Annotated in this window: 16 protein-coding genes; 13 read left to right on the top strand and 3 right to left on the bottom strand. The window is 42.3% G+C overall.

The annotated features are described in order from the left end of the window. Positions 1-151: 151 nt before the first annotated feature. The 3 genes from PCY07_RS07340 to PCY07_RS07330 all read right to left on the bottom strand — a co-directional run bounded on the left by PCY07_RS07340 (position 152) and on the right by PCY07_RS07330 (position 3,317). Complete coding sequence (locus PCY07_RS07340) at positions 152-1,459, bottom strand: hypothetical protein (protein WP_301355710.1); 1,308 nt, start codon at positions 1,457-1,459, stop codon at positions 152-154. 391 nt (positions 1,460-1,850) lie between these two features. After that, complete coding sequence (locus PCY07_RS07335; RefSeq protein ID WP_301355708.1) at positions 1,851-2,582, bottom strand: hypothetical protein; 732 nt, start codon at positions 2,580-2,582, stop codon at positions 1,851-1,853. Positions 2,583-2,597: 15 nt separating this feature from the next. Then, the gene (locus PCY07_RS07330) at positions 2,598-3,317 is read right to left on the bottom strand and encodes a hypothetical protein (protein ID WP_301355706.1); all 720 of its coding nucleotides are present in this window, start codon (positions 3,315-3,317) and stop codon (positions 2,598-2,600) included. Positions 3,318-3,489: 172 nt separating this feature from the next. Between PCY07_RS07330 and ruvB the strand changes: the two genes are divergently transcribed. The 13 genes from ruvB to PCY07_RS07265 all read left to right on the top strand — a co-directional run bounded on the left by ruvB (position 3,490) and on the right by PCY07_RS07265 (position 16,554). Next, positions 3,490-4,488, top strand: a complete 999-nt coding sequence (gene ruvB / locus PCY07_RS07325) for a Holliday junction branch migration DNA helicase RuvB (RefSeq protein ID WP_080976254.1) — start codon at positions 3,490-3,492, stop codon at positions 4,486-4,488. Positions 4,489-4,494: 6 nt separating this feature from the next. Further along, entirely contained in the window at positions 4,495-5,061 is a 567-nt protein-coding gene (locus tag PCY07_RS07320) for a nucleotidyltransferase family protein (protein ID WP_301355703.1), read from the top strand. A 173-nt stretch (positions 5,062-5,234) separates the two neighbouring features. Then, complete coding sequence (locus PCY07_RS07315; protein WP_301355700.1) at positions 5,235-5,660, top strand: low molecular weight protein-tyrosine-phosphatase; 426 nt, start codon at positions 5,235-5,237, stop codon at positions 5,658-5,660. A 28-nt stretch (positions 5,661-5,688) separates the two neighbouring features. Beyond that, positions 5,689-6,093, top strand: coding sequence for a membrane protein (locus tag PCY07_RS07310; RefSeq protein WP_041826166.1), 405 nt, complete (start codon positions 5,689-5,691; stop codon positions 6,091-6,093). Beyond that, positions 6,083-7,885, top strand: a complete 1,803-nt coding sequence (locus PCY07_RS07305) for an acyltransferase family protein (RefSeq protein WP_301355697.1) — start codon at positions 6,083-6,085, stop codon at positions 7,883-7,885. The genes PCY07_RS07310 and PCY07_RS07305 overlap by 11 nt, the downstream gene beginning before the upstream one ends. Before the next feature lie 400 nt (positions 7,886-8,285). Beyond that, positions 8,286-10,937 (top strand): bifunctional acetaldehyde-CoA/alcohol dehydrogenase, encoded by a 2,652-nt coding sequence (gene adhE / locus PCY07_RS07300; RefSeq protein WP_049485591.1) that lies wholly within the window; start codon positions 8,286-8,288, stop codon positions 10,935-10,937. A gap of 311 nt (positions 10,938-11,248) precedes the next feature. After that, positions 11,249-11,830, top strand: coding sequence for a hypothetical protein (locus tag PCY07_RS07295; protein ID WP_301355694.1), 582 nt, complete (start codon positions 11,249-11,251; stop codon positions 11,828-11,830). 13 nt (positions 11,831-11,843) lie between these two features. Next, a complete protein-coding gene (locus tag PCY07_RS07290) occupies positions 11,844-12,149 on the top strand; it encodes a hypothetical protein (protein WP_049472664.1) in 306 nt (101 codons plus the stop codon). Next, positions 12,149-12,472 carry a hypothetical protein gene (locus PCY07_RS07285; RefSeq protein WP_003009394.1) on the top strand — a complete coding sequence of 108 codons (324 nt, stop codon included), beginning with the start codon at positions 12,149-12,151 and terminating at the stop codon, positions 12,470-12,472. Before PCY07_RS07290 ends, PCY07_RS07285 begins: the two co-directional genes overlap by 1 nt. 161 nt (positions 12,473-12,633) lie before the next feature. Next, complete coding sequence (locus PCY07_RS07280) at positions 12,634-13,686, top strand: zinc-dependent alcohol dehydrogenase family protein (protein WP_301355689.1); 1,053 nt, start codon at positions 12,634-12,636, stop codon at positions 13,684-13,686. A gap of 158 nt (positions 13,687-13,844) precedes the next feature. Next, on the top strand, positions 13,845-14,231 hold the full coding sequence (locus PCY07_RS07275) for a hypothetical protein (RefSeq protein WP_041818399.1): 387 nt from the start codon (positions 13,845-13,847) through the stop codon (positions 14,229-14,231). Positions 14,232-14,400: 169 nt separating this feature from the next. Then, entirely contained in the window at positions 14,401-15,099 is a 699-nt protein-coding gene (locus PCY07_RS07270) for an N-acetylmannosamine-6-phosphate 2-epimerase (protein ID WP_156671601.1), read from the top strand. Positions 15,100-15,237: 138 nt separating this feature from the next. Continuing rightward, positions 15,238-16,554, top strand: a complete 1,317-nt coding sequence (locus PCY07_RS07265) for an extracellular solute-binding protein (RefSeq protein ID WP_013904413.1) — start codon at positions 15,238-15,240, stop codon at positions 16,552-16,554. Positions 16,555-16,565: the final 11 nt, after the last annotated feature.

Here is a 16,565-nt window from a genome sequence, read left to right as displayed (position 1 = left end):
GTGAGAACTACGATCTTTAAAAAATTAATGAGGTGAACTCAGAGAGTTCAACCGAACCAAAGGTACCGAAGTATTTTAATAGAGCGTAAGCTCTTTATTTTTTTGCACAGAAAAAAGCTCCTTGAGAAAATCTCAAGGAGCAGTGGAATGACTACTTGCTCGTTGCATCAGACACTTTTTTGAATTTTGCTGAAATAATCGTATTTAGATTATTCCGTCCATCGCGTTGCTCAATCGTCAACGTTAAAATATCTCCATCAATAGAGTATTTATACGTAGTTTCTTTAGCGACAGGTCCAATGGACATGGTTGCAAGTTGGACAATATTGATAGCTTCTGGGAAGATAATCGTTTGGTTTGCTGTATCTAATTTACCGTTCTTCAAGACAGAATGAATTTTAGCATTACCTCTATCAAATTCATAAGTTGTATTGGGCAAGTCTTTAGCGCCATCCTGTAGATTGACTGATAATTTGGTAAATTGATCTTTAATATATTCGTCTTTTGTTTGAGTCACTTTAGATGAATCTTTTTGTTTTAAGTAATCGTAGAACCTTCCAAAACCATCTGCTAGAGATACAGTATAGTCGAATTCAACAGATGTATCTGTAATGTTCAACGTTGGTTTTAAATCTTTCCATGCCTCAGGATAGATCAGCTTGATAGCCGAATCATCATTGTCAAAATCTTTAAAGGCTAAGCTACGTTCAAGAGCTGGTCGGAAGTCGATGGCTTGCCATTTTCCTTCAATTGGAACGGGGTCTTTTTGAGTAGTGCTTCCTTTACGTTTGAAGTGTAGTTCATAGTGAACTGGAAGATTATTTTTCTTCGCTTTTCCGTCAATCGTGACATAAAGCATGTCGTCTTTTAATTTGTAGTGATATGTGTTTGGCGAAACGCGATTTTCACCGAATGAGAAGAAGAATGAGTTTGCTACGGAAAGTCCTTCATCAAAGGTCATTGTTTTGGCACCTTGATCAATAGAACCCGTTGCTTCGTAGCTAAACACGCCAGTATCTTTATTCATGCTGACTTTGTATTTCTTAAAGTCGCTTGCAAATCCTTCATGAGAGTCATACATGATTTTTTTGAATTCTTCTTCAGTCTTGCCTCTAGCTTCTGTTGTGACAGTGGAGAAAGCTTTAATAAAGTTATCAATGTTATAGTCGTATTTAATGGTTGCCGTGTTGTTTTCAATCTTCATGTCCATTTTGAAGTCTTTAACAGATTCAAGCAAGTGTGCAAAGTGGATTCCATGGAGGGTATAGGCTCCGATGGATTCCGTTAAAGCATCGAGAGTATCGACTAATTCCCATTCGCCATCAATCGTTTTGACTTTTGCTGTTTCTGTTTTAGCAGCATTTTTAGAGCCACTTTGTTTTTGAGAACAAGAAGCTAGTAGGAAGACTGAGAACAGAGCAACGAATGCTAAAAATAATTTTTTATAACGTCTAATCATCGCTAGACCTCCTTAAAATAGATGATTGTATTACGCTTATATTATACGTTCAACACAATTGTTTTGCAAGGGCTTTCAAACAAATCGCAATTTTGTTTTGTAACTTGACCGATTATTCAATATAAGAAACGGGAAAATTGTATGTAGCAGAGTCCCCAATAGATGAGATTCTCAAGGCTTCCTAAATTATTTTTTTGCACAGAAAAGAGGCTGGGACAAAAGTCCTAGCCTCTCAATTATTTTTGGATTGTCGAGCAAGACGCAGTGGTTGAGTGGGCTCTACTACGCTGATTTCATCAGCTTTTACAGCCCTACTCAACTGTGCGGAGGTGGGACGACGAAATCGAATTCTAACGAATTACCGATTTCTGTCTCACTCTCAGTGAGTTATTTAATTAGTTTTAGGATCTGAAACTTTCTTGAATTTCATCGGATAAACAAGATGTGCTCCTGTTTCTTCGAATGTTTTTTCAGCGTAAATTGTAAGGATGTCACCATTCAATTCGTAGTGATAAGTAATTGGTACGTCTGTAGAATTAATATAAAGAGGTAGAACTCCAAAGATGTTTGGAACTTCAGGGAATACGATCGTTTTTGCATTCTCGTTTAAAACTCCATCTTTTAACGTTGCAGTTAACACTTTTGTATCGTTATCAAACGTTCCAGTTTGATGTTTAAAACTTCCAAATTTCTTTTCTCTTACGCCTAGAAGGATGGCAGTAGCTTCTTCTTTTGTAGGATATTCATCTTTATTCTGTTCAGCATAAAAATCAATATACTTATTCATATCAGCACTATAAGAATAAGTTACATCTGTTCCTGTGATTTTTAGAGTCGGAACGATATCTTGGAAGGCTTCAGTAACCTTTAATCGACTATTAGCATCATTATAATAAAGTAAGAAAGTACGTTCCACTGTATCTCTAAAATCTACAGCTTTCCAGTCTCCTTCGAGTGAGACTGGGGTAGGTGCTACTGTGGTAGTTTCTGCAACTGTTGTAGTCTCAGTGGTTGTTTGTTGTTTCTGTTTCTGTTGCTGTTGTTTCTGTTGCCCACATCCTGATACAAATAGAAGGGCAAGAAGGGACAACATCCATAGGGAACTTTTTTTTATAATGTTCATGATTGATCACTCCTTCTAATGATTGTCTCCTACGTAATTGAAACGAAGACGTATTACTCTAAAATGACTTTGTTCATCTTTACCTTCAGCATAAAGTGTTATTTGGTTACCTTCAACGGTGTAAGTATAAGTAATGGGTACAAGTGAGTTATACGTGGTTCCCATAACAATTCTACTTAAAAATGTAGGTGTTTCAGGGAACGTAATAGTATGTTTCTGCGTATCGATTTCTCCAGTTAGAGAGTAATCATAGGCATAATTAGGTTCGTCAAGAGTAATCTTTGTATGTTTCAAATTTGGAATATAATTCTTAAATTCAGCAGTTTTATTTTTTAAATACGATTCATAATTCGCTTTGTTCTCTCCTGTTGCAAATGCTTGATCCTCATACAGTTCTCTGTAATCAAAATGGTACTTCAATTCAACGGTTTTATCTTTAATGGTCATCGTCATCTTAACCTTATCGAAGTCATCAAGCATCAGTCCAGCGGCAAGCTTTTTGATATTAGAAGCTAGGAATACTTTTTGAATGGTCATTTGTTGGTCAGTCCATTTCCAAGTTCCTTGTTGATCCTTTGTAAGATCTTGTGGTGCTTTTGTTTGAGGAGATTTATTTGTTTGAGAAGATTTATTTGTTTGAGAAGACTGCGATGGAGAAGACTGACATCCCGCAATTACGAGCACTGCAAAGAATGTCATGAAACCGAAAAGGATTTTCTTTGTTTTAGTAAACATAAATTTACCTCCTAAGCGTTGTTGCTTTTATTTTATCATTAAAGGAAATAATTATAAAGTGAAATTTTGAGTGAGAGATTATGAAGAAGAAGGGCTAGTGAGAACCAGGATCTTTAAAAAACACATTCTATTTATGGTACCGAAGGTATCATTTTTTGCTATAATAGACTGTATGAGTAGAATTTTAGACAATGAAATCATGGGCGATGAAGAGGCTGTTGAACGGACGTTGCGCCCGCAATATTTACATGAATATATTGGTCAAGATAAGGTCAAGGACCAGCTGAAAATCTTTATTGAGGCGGCTAAGCTTCGGGATGAAGCACTGGATCATGTCCTTCTTTTTGGCCCTCCGGGGCTTGGGAAAACCACCATGGCTTTTGTCATTGCCAATGAACTGGGTGTCAATCTTAAGCAGACTTCTGGTCCTGTCATTGAAAAGGCCGGTGACCTGGTAGCTATCCTCAATGATCTAGAGCCTGGCGATGTCCTCTTTATCGATGAGATCCATCGTCTGCCTATGTCAGTCGAAGAAGTGCTTTACAGCGCCATGGAAGATTTTTACATCGACATCATGATTGGCGCTGGTGAGAGCAGCCGGAGTGTCCATCTGGACCTTCCTCCCTTCACTCTGATTGGGGCAACGACTCGAGCTGGTATGCTGTCCAATCCCTTGCGCGCTCGCTTTGGGATTACCGGGCACATGGAATACTATGAGCAAGATGATTTGACAGAGATTGTCGAGCGGACCGCCGAGATCTTTGAGATGGAAATTACCCACGAGGCTGCCGAAGAGCTTTCTCTTCGTAGTCGTGGAACTCCTCGGATTGCCAACCGGTTGCTCAAACGGGTGCGCGATTTTGCTCAGATCATGGGCGATGGCTTGATTGACGATACCATTACAGACAAGGCCCTCTCTATGCTAGATGTGGACCATGAAGGACTGGACTATATCGATCAAAAGATCCTGCGTACCATGATTGAAATGTACGGCGGTGGCCCGGTCGGGCTTGGGACTCTATCGGTCAATATTGCCGAAGAACGTGAAACTGTAGAAGATATGTATGAGCCTTACTTGATTCAGAAAGGCTTTATCATGCGGACCCGGACAGGGCGCGTGGCGACCCGTAAGGCTTATGAACACCTGGGTTATCCCTACAATGGAGACTAGAAGAAGATGCTGACGGAAGAAACAATCGTAGAACAAATCCAAGCGGATCCGGAGATGATGAAAGTCTTGACTATTATTCGAGATCTAGACTTAGCAGATGCCTGGTTAGCAGCGGGCGCGGTCCGCAATTTCATCTGGAACCAGCTCTCAGGAAGACCAGGGTTTGACGCGACAACCGATATGGATCTGGTCTTTTATGACCCTGAGATCAGCTATGAGGAGACTCTGCAGATCGAGCAGGACTTAAAGAAGACCTATCCCCAGTACGCTTGGGAAGTCAAAAACCAAGTCTACATGCACCAGCATAGTCCGGGGACAGCTCCTTATCGCAGTGCCTGTGATGCGGTTTCTAAATATCCCGAGCAGTGTACGGCTCTTGCGGTTCGCTTAAAGAAAGACGATCAGCTAGAACTCTTTCTCCCTTATGGGGCAAGGGATATCGAAGACTTCATCGTTCAGCCGACTCCGCATTTTTTAGCCAGTCCAGAGCGTTTAGCGGTTTATACAGAGCGGATGAAAAAGAAAAATTGGCAGAGTAAATGGCCTCCATTAGAGGTTCGTTTTCCAAAATAGAGAAACAGATCAGATTTGAAAAAGGAATCTGATTTTTCTTTAAAATGATGGAGCCCCTTTGTCATCTTTCTGTCACATTTTTGTTATAATAGTAATAGTATGCTGGTTTTCCTTAGTGGAAAGCGAAGAGCTCAGCTAGGTTGGGCAGTCCGAACAAGGAGTTAGGTGGAATCATGAAAAAAATCGTCTTTGTCTGCTTAGGAAATATTTGTCGGAGCCCCATGGCGGAGTTTGTCATGAAGGACTTGACGGATCAGTATGAGATTGAAAGCCGTGCCACCTCTAGCTGGGAACATGGCAATCCCATCCATCGGGGAACCCAGAGAATCTTTCAAAAATACCAGGTCCCTTATGATCCAGCCAAGACTTCTTTACAGATCAAAGAAGAGGATTTTTACAACTTTGATTTGATCCTAGGGATGGACGCAAATAATGTGGTAGATTTGAAGCAAATGGCTCCTGTAGGTACAGAGCACAAGATTCATCTTTTTGCTGCTGAAAGTATGCCAGATCCATGGTATACTGGTGATTTTGAGGAGACCTATCGCAGGGTTCTGGCTGGCTGTGAAGTCTGGTTGGATCAGCTGGCAACTTCCTAAGAGTTTGATATGTGAGAGAATACAGGATATGAAAGAATTTTATGAGACCTACAAGGTCTATCTGACACGAAAAAATTTAGAAATAGTCGCATTGATCGTCATGATCTTATCTGTTTTAATGGTCTTCCTTTCCGCCATTCCTGGTCAGGGAGCCTTGACGCTTGATAAGGGGTCTATCCGTTATAACGGAACCTTAGTCCGTGGTAAGATGAATGGCAAGGGAACCGTCACTTTCAAAAATGGGGATACCTACACAGGCAACTTCGTCAACGGTTCTTTTAGTGGTTATGGCAAGTTTAAGGCCAAGGATGGTTGGACTTATGAAGGCTATTTTGTCAACGGGCAGCCGGAGGGTAAAGGTACCTTAACCACAGAAGCCAACGTCGTATACAAAGGAACATTCAAGCAGGGGATTTATCAAAATGCGCATTAAATGGTTTTCACTAGTCCGTGTCACAGGACTCTTATTGGTATTGCTTTACCATTTCTTCCAGAAGGCCTTTCCTGGAGGCTTCATTGGGGTAGATATTTTCTTCACCTTCTCAGGATTTTTGATTACAGCGCTCTTGATCGATGAGTTTGCGCGTAAGCAAGAGATCGACTACCTGGCTTTCTTGAAGCGACGCTTTTATCGGATTGTACCGCCCCTCGTCTTTATGGTCTTGGTCGTGATGCCCTTTACCTTTATGGTCCAACGTGACTATGTGGCTAGTATTGGTACTCAGATTGCGGCAGTCTTTGGTTTTGTGACCAATTTCTTTGAGATGGCAACGGGTGGTAGTTACGAAAGTAACTTCATTCCGCATCTCTTCCTTCATACCTGGAGTTTGGCTCTAGAAGTGCATTACTATGTGCTATGGGCACTTTTGGCATGGTTTTTGGCTAAGAGGGCTAAGACTGTTGGGAAATACCGAGGTATGCTCTTCCTGGCATCCAGCGGACTCTTTCTCTTTACCTTCTTGTCTATGTTCATCCGCGCCTTTCTGACAGCCAATTTCTCAACCATCTATTTCTCAAGCTTTACTCACATCTTCCCCTTCTTTGCGGGATCCTGCTTAGCGACGGTGACAGGAATTGCCAATGTCAGTCCTAATTTCACACGGATGGTACAATCTTGGAGCATGAAAAAGACACTATCAGTCTTGGGTGGAAGCTTTGCCTTCTTGTTTGTGGTCAGTCTTTTCTTGCCATTTGATAGCTTATGGACCTATCTATTTGGCTTTCTAGCAGCGACAATCGCAGCTTGTGCTATGATTCTATCGGCCCGCATTCTCCATGAAAAGACGCCAGACAAAAAAGAACCAGCCCTCCTCAATTTCTTGGCAGATACCAGTTATGGCGTTTACCTTTTCCACTGGCCTTTCTTTATCATCTTCTCTCAACATTTGGGAAATATGATGGCGGCTATTGTGACGACTATTCTATCCTTGATTTTGACAGCTTTATCTTTCTATATCTTAGAGCCAACCATTGCAGGGAAGGAACCTCGTGTCTTTGGCATGAAGATGGATCTGAGTTTTTTGACCAAGCCGATCTTTTATCTTATGATTCCTTTAGCCTTGCTGATGATTGGAATTTCGTCCTTTGCGCCAACAGTCGGGGCCTTTGATGAGAGCCTGGTTGTAAGTGGCCTCAATCAAGCAGATAGCAAAATGCAGGTTACACGGACGCAAGTGGACAATGCGACTGCAACAGACTATAACGTCTCAAATGGTGTGACTATGATCGGAGATTCGGTCAACTTGAGGGCACAGGATTACTTGACAAATGCGATCCCTGGGATCCAGATTGATGCTGTAGTGAGCCGTCAGTTAGAAAATGGGATGAAGGTTTTCGAGACGGATATCTCCAATAAAGTTCTCCTTAAAAATGTGGTCATTGCCCTAGGAACTAACACCGTCAGCAACTACAAAGAGCTACTGGATCAGTATGTTGAAAAACTACCAAAAGGTCGTCGTTTGATTCTTGTGACACCATATGACGGTCGTTATGCGAGTGATCAGTCCAGTGAATCGGTCCAAACCCGTCTCTATGAGTTGGAATTGGCTAAGAAGTACGACTTTATCACCATTGCGGATTGGTACCAAGTGGCGGTGGAAAATCCAAACATTTGGGTCGGAACTGACTCGGTTCACTTCAATATGGAAACAAATGGTGGGGAGCTCTATGCCCAAACAGTTAAAGAAGCCCTAGATAAAGCGGAAAAAGGTCCGGTTAAGAAGTAGGTAGACTTCTTTGAAATTGCAATAAAACAAATAAATTAAACAGAATAAAAGCAACTTTTTACTTGTGGAAGGTTGCTTTTTTTAGTAAAATATAGAAAACGCTTACAAAAATTAAATGAAAATGTCACTTTGTGAAGAAAAAATTTTTAAAATAATTTCTTCACAATATAGCTAAAGAAAACCTAGTGAAAAGAGTGTATAGATAAAAACTTCACAAACTTATAGAAAAATCTTTGTGAAAGTTGCTTGGAAGTGTTTACAAAAATCTCAAAATAGAGTACAATTATATTGTGAAATAATTAACAAAACGAAATTTCTTACACTATTCTTGAAAATTTCCGAAAACATGAAAAAGTTCTAGAAAAGGATAAGGGTTTCAAACATTGGAGGAAAGCATCAAATGGCTGATAAAAAAACTCTCTCACCTGAAGAAAAGAAACTCGCTGCTGAAAAACACGTAGACGAGTTGGTGCAAAAAGCGCTGGTGGCGCTTGAAGAAATGCGCAAATTGAATCAGGAACAAGTGGACTACATTGTTGCGAAAGCATCTGTAGCTGCTCTTGACGCACACGGTGAACTCGCTCTTCATGCATATGAAGAAACTGGTCGTGGGGTCTTTGAAGATAAAGCGACCAAGAACTTGTTCGCTTGTGAACACGTTGTAAACAACATGCGTCACACGAAGACAGTTGGTGTCATTTCAGAAGATGACGTCACTGGTTTAACGCTGATTGCTGAGCCAGTTGGTGTTGTCTGTGGGATCACTCCTACAACAAACCCTACTTCAACAGCAATCTTTAAAGCATTGATTTCCTTGAAGACACGGAACCCTATCGTCTTTGCCTTCCACCCATCTGCTCAAGAATCATCTGCTCATGCGGCACGAATCGTACGCGATGCAGCAATTGCAGCTGGAGCACCTGAGAACTGTGTGCAATGGATTACCCAACCTTCTATGGAAGCAACCAGTGCTCTTATGAACCATGAAGGAGTTGCGACCATCCTTGCGACCGGTGGTAACGCCATGGTAAAAGCTGCTTATTCTTGTGGAAAACCAGCTCTTGGGGTTGGTGCCGGAAACGTTCCTGCTTACGTTGAAAAATCAGCCAATATCCGCCAAGCAGCACACGATATCGTCATGTCTAAATCATTTGACAACGGTATGGTCTGTGCGTCTGAACAAGCGGTTATCATCGATAAAGAAATCTACGATGAGTTTGTTGAAGAGTTCAAATCTTACCACACTTACTTTGTCAACAAAAAAGAAAAAGCCCTTCTTGAAGAGTTCTGCTTCGGTGTAAAAGCGAACAGCAAGAACTGTGCGGGTGCGAAATTGAATGCGGACATCGTTGGGAAACCAGCAGCATGGATCGCTGAACAAGCTGGCTTCTCAGTCCCAGAAGGAACCAATATCCTTGCGGCAGAATGTAAAGAAGTTGGTGAAAAAGAACCGTTGACTCGTGAAAAATTGTCACCAGTCATCGCTGTCTTGAAATCTGAAAGCCGTGAAGACGGAATTAACAAAGCTCGCCAAATGGTTGAATTCAACGGTCTTGGTCACTCAGCAGCCATCCATACTGCTGATGAAGAATTGACCAAAGAATTTGGTAAAGCAGTCAAAGCTATTCGTGTTATCTGCAACTCTCCTTCGACTTTCGGTGGTATCGGGGATGTTTACAATGCCTTCTTGCCATCATTGACACTTGGATGTGGTTCTTACGGACGCAACTCTGTTGGGGACAACGTTAGTGCCATCAACCTCTTGAATATCAAAAAAGTCGGACGCCGGAGAAATAACATGCAATGGATGAAACTTCCTTCAAAAACATACTTTGAACGTGATTCAATTGAATACCTACAAAAATGTCGTGATGTTGAACGTGTCATGATCGTTACAGACCACGCTATGGTAGAGCTTGGTTTCCTTGATCGTATCATCGAACAGCTTGACCTTCGTCGCAACAAGGTGGTTTACCAAATCTTTGCAGACGTAGAACCAGATCCAGATATCACAACTGTTGAACGTGGTACAGAGATCATGCGTGCCTTCAAACCAGATACGATCATTGCTCTTGGTGGTGGATCACCAATGGATGCGGCCAAAGTAATGTGGCTCTTCTACGAACAACCAGAAGTGGACTTCCGTGACTTGGTTCAAAAATTCATGGATATCCGTAAACGTGCCTTCAAGTTCCCATTGCTTGGTAAGAAGACGAAATTCATCGCTATCCCAACAACATCTGGTACAGGATCTGAAGTAACGCCATTTGCCGTTATCTCTGATAAAGCAAACAACCGTAAATACCCAATCGCAGACTACTCATTGACTCCAACAGTTGCCATCGTAGACCCTGCCTTGGTATTGACAGTTCCTGGATCTGTTGCAGCAGACACTGGTATGGACGTCTTGACGCACGCGACAGAAGCTTACGTATCACAAATGGCTAGCGACTTCACAGATGGTCTTGCTCTTCAAGCTATTAAACTTGTCTTCGAAAACTTGGAAAGCTCAGTCAAGAATGCGGACTTCCATTCACGCGAAAAGATGCACAATGCATCAACTATCGCAGGTATGGCCTTCGCCAATGCCTTCCTCGGTATTTCTCACTCAATGGCCCACAAGATCGGTGCGCAATTCCACACGATTCACGGACGGACCAATGCGATCTTACTTCCATATGTTATCCGCTACAACGGTACACGCCCAGCTAAGACAGCTACATGGCCTAAGTACAACTACTACCGTGCAGATGAAAAATACCAAGATATCGCTCGTATGCTAGGACTTCCATGCTCTACTCCAGAAGAAGCCGTTGAAGCTTACGCAAAAGCTGTATACGAACTCGGTGAACGCTGTGGTATCGAAATGAACTTCAAAGCACAAGGAATCGATGAAAAAGAATGGAAGAAACATTCTCGTGAATTGGCCTTCCTTGCTTACGAAGATCAATGTTCACCAGCTAACCCACGTCTTCCAATGGTAGACCATATGCAAGAAATCATCGAAGATGCTTACTATGGTTACAAGGAACGCCCAGGACGTCGTAAATAAGACGCTAACGAATTACTGATGTTTATCAGCTACCCCTACTCTTTCGAGTGGGGGATTTTTGATGGGATTTTCAAATTTTATGCTGACTATGGAAATTGTAAAATCGACTTTATCTTGGCGATTTAGAGTTGGAATTCTCTTTCTTTCATAGAAAATTAGACTTTTTTCAAAAATCTGTGCTATTTTTATAGCATTGCGAGCTAATTTATGTTACCCTATAATGTGTGAATCTGCTTGTAGTTGAAGGGTTATGATAGCTTTTCAGTTATAGGAAACAAATAATAAGGAACCAAGAAAGGAGGCCATCTCATATGGAGTTAGAAGGTGAAGTGCAAGGAAGACAAGATCAGGCACAGAAAATTATTGACATGCCCCAACGAGATCAGGGAACTTCCACTTCAGAAAATCAGCCATCATCTGCTTCGGTGGTCTCCATGTATGGGCAGGAAAGGCCTGGTCAAGGTAGTGGGCATTCGTCCAGCATTTCTAGCCTCCATCAGCAACTGGCAGGAGCATCTGGGACCCAGACTATTCAATTGCGGGAGGAATTGGTGCTGGCAGTAGCACAGAATGCTTCAGCGCAAGCAACTGTGTTTGAGGCAGAGGTCAAGGATAAACTGGAAGAGGCCAAGGAGATGGTTTCCCATAAAGTCGCTGAGGTGTCTCAAATGGCCCACAGTATGGCTCAATTTTTAACAGACGCAGAAGTGGAGCAACTATTAGGGGAGTTCTCCATGGATACTTGTTGGGACCAAGCAGTAGAGGCGGAGAACCTCGCCCAAACGAAGGCCTACTCCACTCGCTTGACAGATTTGGCGGGTCAACTGGAGGCTGCGTCAGCCCAATTGGTGGACTTGGACAAGGGACAAGCAACGGCCTTTGATTTTTCATAAGTAGGAGAAAAAGATGTTAGAGATCCTGGGAGAGGACAGAGAACGAATTGAGGAGCTCCATCGAGAGATTAAAAAGGAGCAAGAGCGGATTGCGATCAGAAGTTTGATTGCAACGCAAAAAGCCTTGATGATGTTGGAAGGGATGAGTTTGCAGGTAACCTTGGGCGGTCAATCCGAAAAGATGCGCTCTTTTGCTACAACGACCCTAGTTAGTGATTTGAAAGATGGATTTACAGGAGGAGCAGCGGACGCGGTAGAAACAGCACTGAAAGCAGTGAAGAAGCCGATTTTATTGAGTCCGATTAAAGGAGGTATGTGATGTACCATTCAGGAAATAGTGAATTAGAACAACTAGAAGATCGACATTACCGCTTCAATCAAAAGCTTAGCGAGTTGGAGTGGGATTATGCGGATATGCGTATGGATGTCCGCCAACATACAGAAAATTTAGTGGACTGGCTGAGTGCCCTACATTTTCAAGCCCCAAGTGCGGAGGCCCAAAGTGGCTTGGAGCGTTTATTTGCCTTGCAAGAAGAGTTTGAGGCAGAACTCAAGCGCTATGAAGAGCGCTTAGAAGAAGAGCGTGAGCGCGAGCAGCAAGAGTACTACAAGCAACGTCAACAATTAGAACAAGGTGATTGAAACATTCCTCTGGTAGAGATAAGAGGAATGTTTTTGTTTGCTCAAAAAACTTTTTAAAATATGCTCATAAATTCTTGTAAGCGTTTGCTTAGTATGTTATAATATTCACAAATAAACGAAAATAAAATGGTTTTATCAAACCAACAAAAAAGGAGTCGCTTATGAAAGCTGCAACCTATGTATCTGCAGGCAATCTGCAACTGCTGGATCAACCAGAACCAGTGATCAAAAATCCAACGGATGCCATTGTGCGTGTCTTGAAGACAACCATCTGTGGGACAGACCTCCACATCCTAGGAGGAGATGTGCCAGCTTGTAAGGAAGGCACAATTTTAGGCCACGAAGGAATCGGGATCGTCGAAGAAGTCGGTGATGCGGTTAATAACTTCAAGGTGGGCGACAAGGTCATTATCTCTTGTGTCACAGCTTGTAACACCTGCTACTACTGTAAACGTAGTCTGCCTTCTCACTGTGAAGATGGTGGTTGGATTTTGGGTCACTTGATCAACGGAACCCAAGCAGAGTATGTCCACATTCCACATGCTGATGGTAGTCTTTATCATGCGCCTGAAACTGTGGATGACGAAGCTTTGGTCATGCTATCAGATATTCTCCCAACGTCTTATGAAATTGGGGTGCTTCCATCTCATGTAAAACCAGGCGATAATGTCTGTATCGTTGGAGCTGGTCCAATCGGCCTTGCGGCTCTCTTGACCGTTCAGTTCTTCTCACCTGCTACGATTATCATGGTGGACTTGTCTGAATCTCGTCTTGAAGCAGCCAAGAAATTTGGGGCAACTCACACCATCTGCTCAAGTGATATCGCTGAAATCAAGGCCTTTATCAATGAAGTGACCGAAGGTCGTGGTGTCGATATCTCCATGGAATGTGTGGGCTATCCTGCTACCTTTGATGTCTGCCAAAACGTCATCTCTGTCGGTGGTCACATCGCCAATGTCGGTGTCCACGGAAAACCGGTTAGCTTCAATTTGGATGATTTGTGGATCAAGAACATTACCCTCAACACCGGTCTTGTCAATGCCAACACCACTGAAATGTTGCTCAATGTCTTGAAATCAGGTAAGATCGATGCAACCAAACTTATCACCCACCACTTCAAACTCTCAGAAGTTGAAAAAGCCTATGATGTCTTTAAACATGCGGGTGAAAACAATGCACTCAAGGTGATTATCGAAAATGACATCAGTGAATGAAGTGGCAACTAATGTTTGTTCATAGTTTTTTTAGACGGACCAGAGATATTCTGGTCCTATTTTCAATCCCAAATAGCAGATGATTCCTTGCAAAATAAATTCATTATCTTATAATAGAAGTGCAGAAAACGATTACATAAAGAGAAAGGTGTGATCTTATGAAACGGTTTTGTTATCATCGTGAATTCTGGATGGACTTCCATTTCTGGATCTTGGTCTTGCTTTTAGCGGCTGTAGCTTTGACGATGCGAGCTCCGCTTTCGGTAGTTAGCCTAGCTTATCTTGCTTTTGTTGGGATTTTGATCCTTCTTCAGGTCTTTCAACCACCTGTATCGACACGTCAGTATCCAGAAGGTAGCTACCATTTCAATTGGACCTTCTATCGCGATACCCGACTGTATATCGATCTCTTTTTACTAGCAGGTCTCTTGGCAGGACCAATTGCTTCATCGGATATGGTCTATTGGATCTTGCTTGGAGCCGTCGTGGGCTCTATCGGCTTTGTATTTGTCGTAAAGGAAAAAGCGACTCAAAAGATGGCCTAGGGAATCATCATGTCCTAGATCTCTGAAACTAGTTTCAGGGATCTTTTTATTTTTTCTAAAATGTGAAACTATAATCCAATTGCACGATTAACATTGTAAGCGCTTCAAAAATAGATTATAATCATTTTACAAGTACTCGAGTTGCCTTATTATCAAAGGAGAAGGAGTTATGTCAAAGATTACAAAAGATGAACTGATTGAACAAATCAAAGATGGCATCATTGTTTCTTGTCAAGCCCTCCCTCATGAACCGCTCTATACAGAAGCAGGAGGAGTCATTCCTCTCTTGGTCAAAGCGGCTGAGCAGGGTGGAGCTGTCGGAATCCGAGCCAATAGTGTCCGGGATATCAAGGAAATCAAGGAAGTGACCAAGTTACCGATCATTGGGATTATCAAACGCGATTACCCACCTGAAGAACCCTTTATCACGGCTACTATGAAAGAAGTCGATGAGTTGGCAGCTTTGGATATCGCGGTCATTGCGCTTGATTGTACCAAACGTCCGCGTCATGATGGGCTTTCGATTAGTGACTTTATCCATCAAGTCAAAGAGAAATATCCTGACCAACTCTTGATGGCTGATATCTCTACTCTGGAAGAAGGATTGACAGCTGTCGAAGCGGGAGTGGACTTTGTCGGAACGACCCTTTCGGGCTATACGGACTACAGTCCAAAGGTTGATGGTCCAGATTTTGAACTGATTCATCGTCTCTGCCAAGCAGGAGTAGATGTCATCGCAGAAGGCAAGATCCACTACCCTGATCAGGCCAAGAAAATCCATGATCTCGGTGTTCGTGGTATCGTCGTAGGTGGCGCCATTACCCGACCAAAAGAGATTACAGAGCGCTTCGTCGCGGCCTTAAATTGAGAAAACAAAACAGTAGATTGAAGGAGGAGGAGACCGAATAGAGAGTAGTCGAATCTGAAACAAGAACAAGAATAGGCGTCCTCATTGAGGATAACCCCCTGTAAGAGTAATCTTACCGCAATTGTGAGGAGAAATCACATGAAAATGAAAAAAGTATTGTGCTCGTTGGTAGCTGGTGCAGCTCTTCTAGCACTCGCAGCTTGTGGCTCTGGCGGAGGATCAAAATCAGAATCTTCTGGTGGAAATTCTGGTAAAACAGAAATTACCTGGTGGGCATTCCCAGTCTTTACTCAAGAAAAAGCAGAAGATGGTGTCGGAACCTACGAAAAATCAATTATTGCAGCTTTTGAAAAAGCTAATCCAGATATCCACGTGAATTTGGAAACGATTGACTTCAAGTCAGGTCCTGAAAAGATCACAACTGCTATTGAAGCAGGAACTGCTCCAGATGTGCTCTTTGATGCGCCTGGACGGATCATTCAGTATGGTAAAAATGGAAAATTGGCTGATTTGAACGATCTCTTTACCGAAGATTTTGTCAAAGATGTCAATAATGAAAATATCATTCAAGCCAGCAAGGCAGGCGACACAGCTTACATGTATCCAATTAGTTCAGCACCATTCTACATGGCGATGAATAAGAAAATGCTCAAAGATGCAGGCGTGTTGGATCTTGTCAAAGAAGGATGGACAACAGACGACTTTGAAAAAGTCTTGAAAGCCTTGAAAGACAAAGGCTACACACCAGGATCACTCTTCAGTAATGGTCAAGGTGGAGACCAAGGAACTCGTGCCTTCATTGCTAACCTTTACGGCGGTTCTGTTACAGATGAAAAAGTAACCAAGTATACAACCGATGATGCGAAATTTGTCAAAGGTTTGGAAAAAGCTTCTAAATGGATCAATGATGGCTTGATGATGAATGGTTCTCAATTCGATGGTGGAGCAGACATCCAAAACTTTGCGAATGGTCAAACTTCTTACACCATCTTGTGGGCGCCTTCACAAAACGGTATCCAAGCTAAATTGTTGGATGCAAGTAAGGTCGAAGTAGTAGAAGTGCCATTCCCATCTGACTCAGGCAAGCCAAAATTGGAATACCTTGTCAATGGATTTGCCGTCTTCAATAATAAAGATGAAAAGAAAATTGCTGCTGCTAAGAAATTTGTACAGTTCATCGCAGACGACAAAGAATGGGGTCCAAAAGATGTTGTGCGTACAGGAGCCTTCCCAGTTCGTAGTTCATTTGGTAAGTTGTACGATGACAAACGGATGGAAACCATCAGCACTTGGACAAAATACTACTCACCATACTACAACACAATCGACGGTTTTGCAGAAATGCGGACCCTATGGTTCCCAATGTTGCAATCTGTTTCAAACGGGGATGAAAAAGCAGAACCAGCTTTGAAGACCTTTACTGAAAAAGCAAACGAAACCATTACGAAAAAATAATCAGTCTATGA

It is taken from the genome of Streptococcus sp. SP1, from assembly GCF_030440005.1.
GTDB classification, from domain to species: domain Bacteria; phylum Bacillota; class Bacilli; order Lactobacillales; family Streptococcaceae; genus Streptococcus; species Streptococcus parasanguinis.
This window is presented reverse-complemented; position numbering and strand designations above follow the sequence as displayed.

Bases quoted from the DNA above. Each gene is read 5' to 3' on its own strand.
- PCY07_RS07340 (WP_301355710.1), bottom strand. From the start codon at position 1,459: ATGATTAGACGTTATAAAAAATTATTTTTAGCATTCGTTGCTCTGTTC.
- PCY07_RS07335 (WP_301355708.1), bottom strand. From the start codon at position 2,582: ATGAACATTATAAAAAAAAGTTCCCTATGGATGTTGTCCCTTCTTGCC.
- PCY07_RS07330 (WP_301355706.1), bottom strand. From the start codon at position 3,317: ATGTTTACTAAAACAAAGAAAATCCTTTTCGGTTTCATGACATTCTTT.
- ruvB (WP_080976254.1), top strand. From the start codon at position 3,490: ATGAGTAGAATTTTAGACAATGAAATCATGGGCGATGAAGAGGCTGTT.
- PCY07_RS07320 (WP_301355703.1), top strand. From the start codon at position 4,495: ATGCTGACGGAAGAAACAATCGTAGAACAAATCCAAGCGGATCCGGAG.
- PCY07_RS07315 (WP_301355700.1), top strand. From the start codon at position 5,235: ATGAAAAAAATCGTCTTTGTCTGCTTAGGAAATATTTGTCGGAGCCCC.
- PCY07_RS07310 (WP_041826166.1), top strand. From the start codon at position 5,689: ATGAAAGAATTTTATGAGACCTACAAGGTCTATCTGACACGAAAAAAT.
- PCY07_RS07305 (WP_301355697.1), top strand. From the start codon at position 6,083: ATGCGCATTAAATGGTTTTCACTAGTCCGTGTCACAGGACTCTTATTG.
- adhE (WP_049485591.1), top strand. From the start codon at position 8,286: ATGGCTGATAAAAAAACTCTCTCACCTGAAGAAAAGAAACTCGCTGCT.
- PCY07_RS07295 (WP_301355694.1), top strand. From the start codon at position 11,249: ATGGAGTTAGAAGGTGAAGTGCAAGGAAGACAAGATCAGGCACAGAAA.
- PCY07_RS07290 (WP_049472664.1), top strand. From the start codon at position 11,844: ATGTTAGAGATCCTGGGAGAGGACAGAGAACGAATTGAGGAGCTCCAT.
- PCY07_RS07285 (WP_003009394.1), top strand. From the start codon at position 12,149: ATGTACCATTCAGGAAATAGTGAATTAGAACAACTAGAAGATCGACAT.
- PCY07_RS07280 (WP_301355689.1), top strand. From the start codon at position 12,634: ATGAAAGCTGCAACCTATGTATCTGCAGGCAATCTGCAACTGCTGGAT.
- PCY07_RS07275 (WP_041818399.1), top strand. From the start codon at position 13,845: ATGAAACGGTTTTGTTATCATCGTGAATTCTGGATGGACTTCCATTTC.
- PCY07_RS07270 (WP_156671601.1), top strand. From the start codon at position 14,401: ATGTCAAAGATTACAAAAGATGAACTGATTGAACAAATCAAAGATGGC.
- PCY07_RS07265 (WP_013904413.1), top strand. From the start codon at position 15,238: ATGAAAATGAAAAAAGTATTGTGCTCGTTGGTAGCTGGTGCAGCTCTT.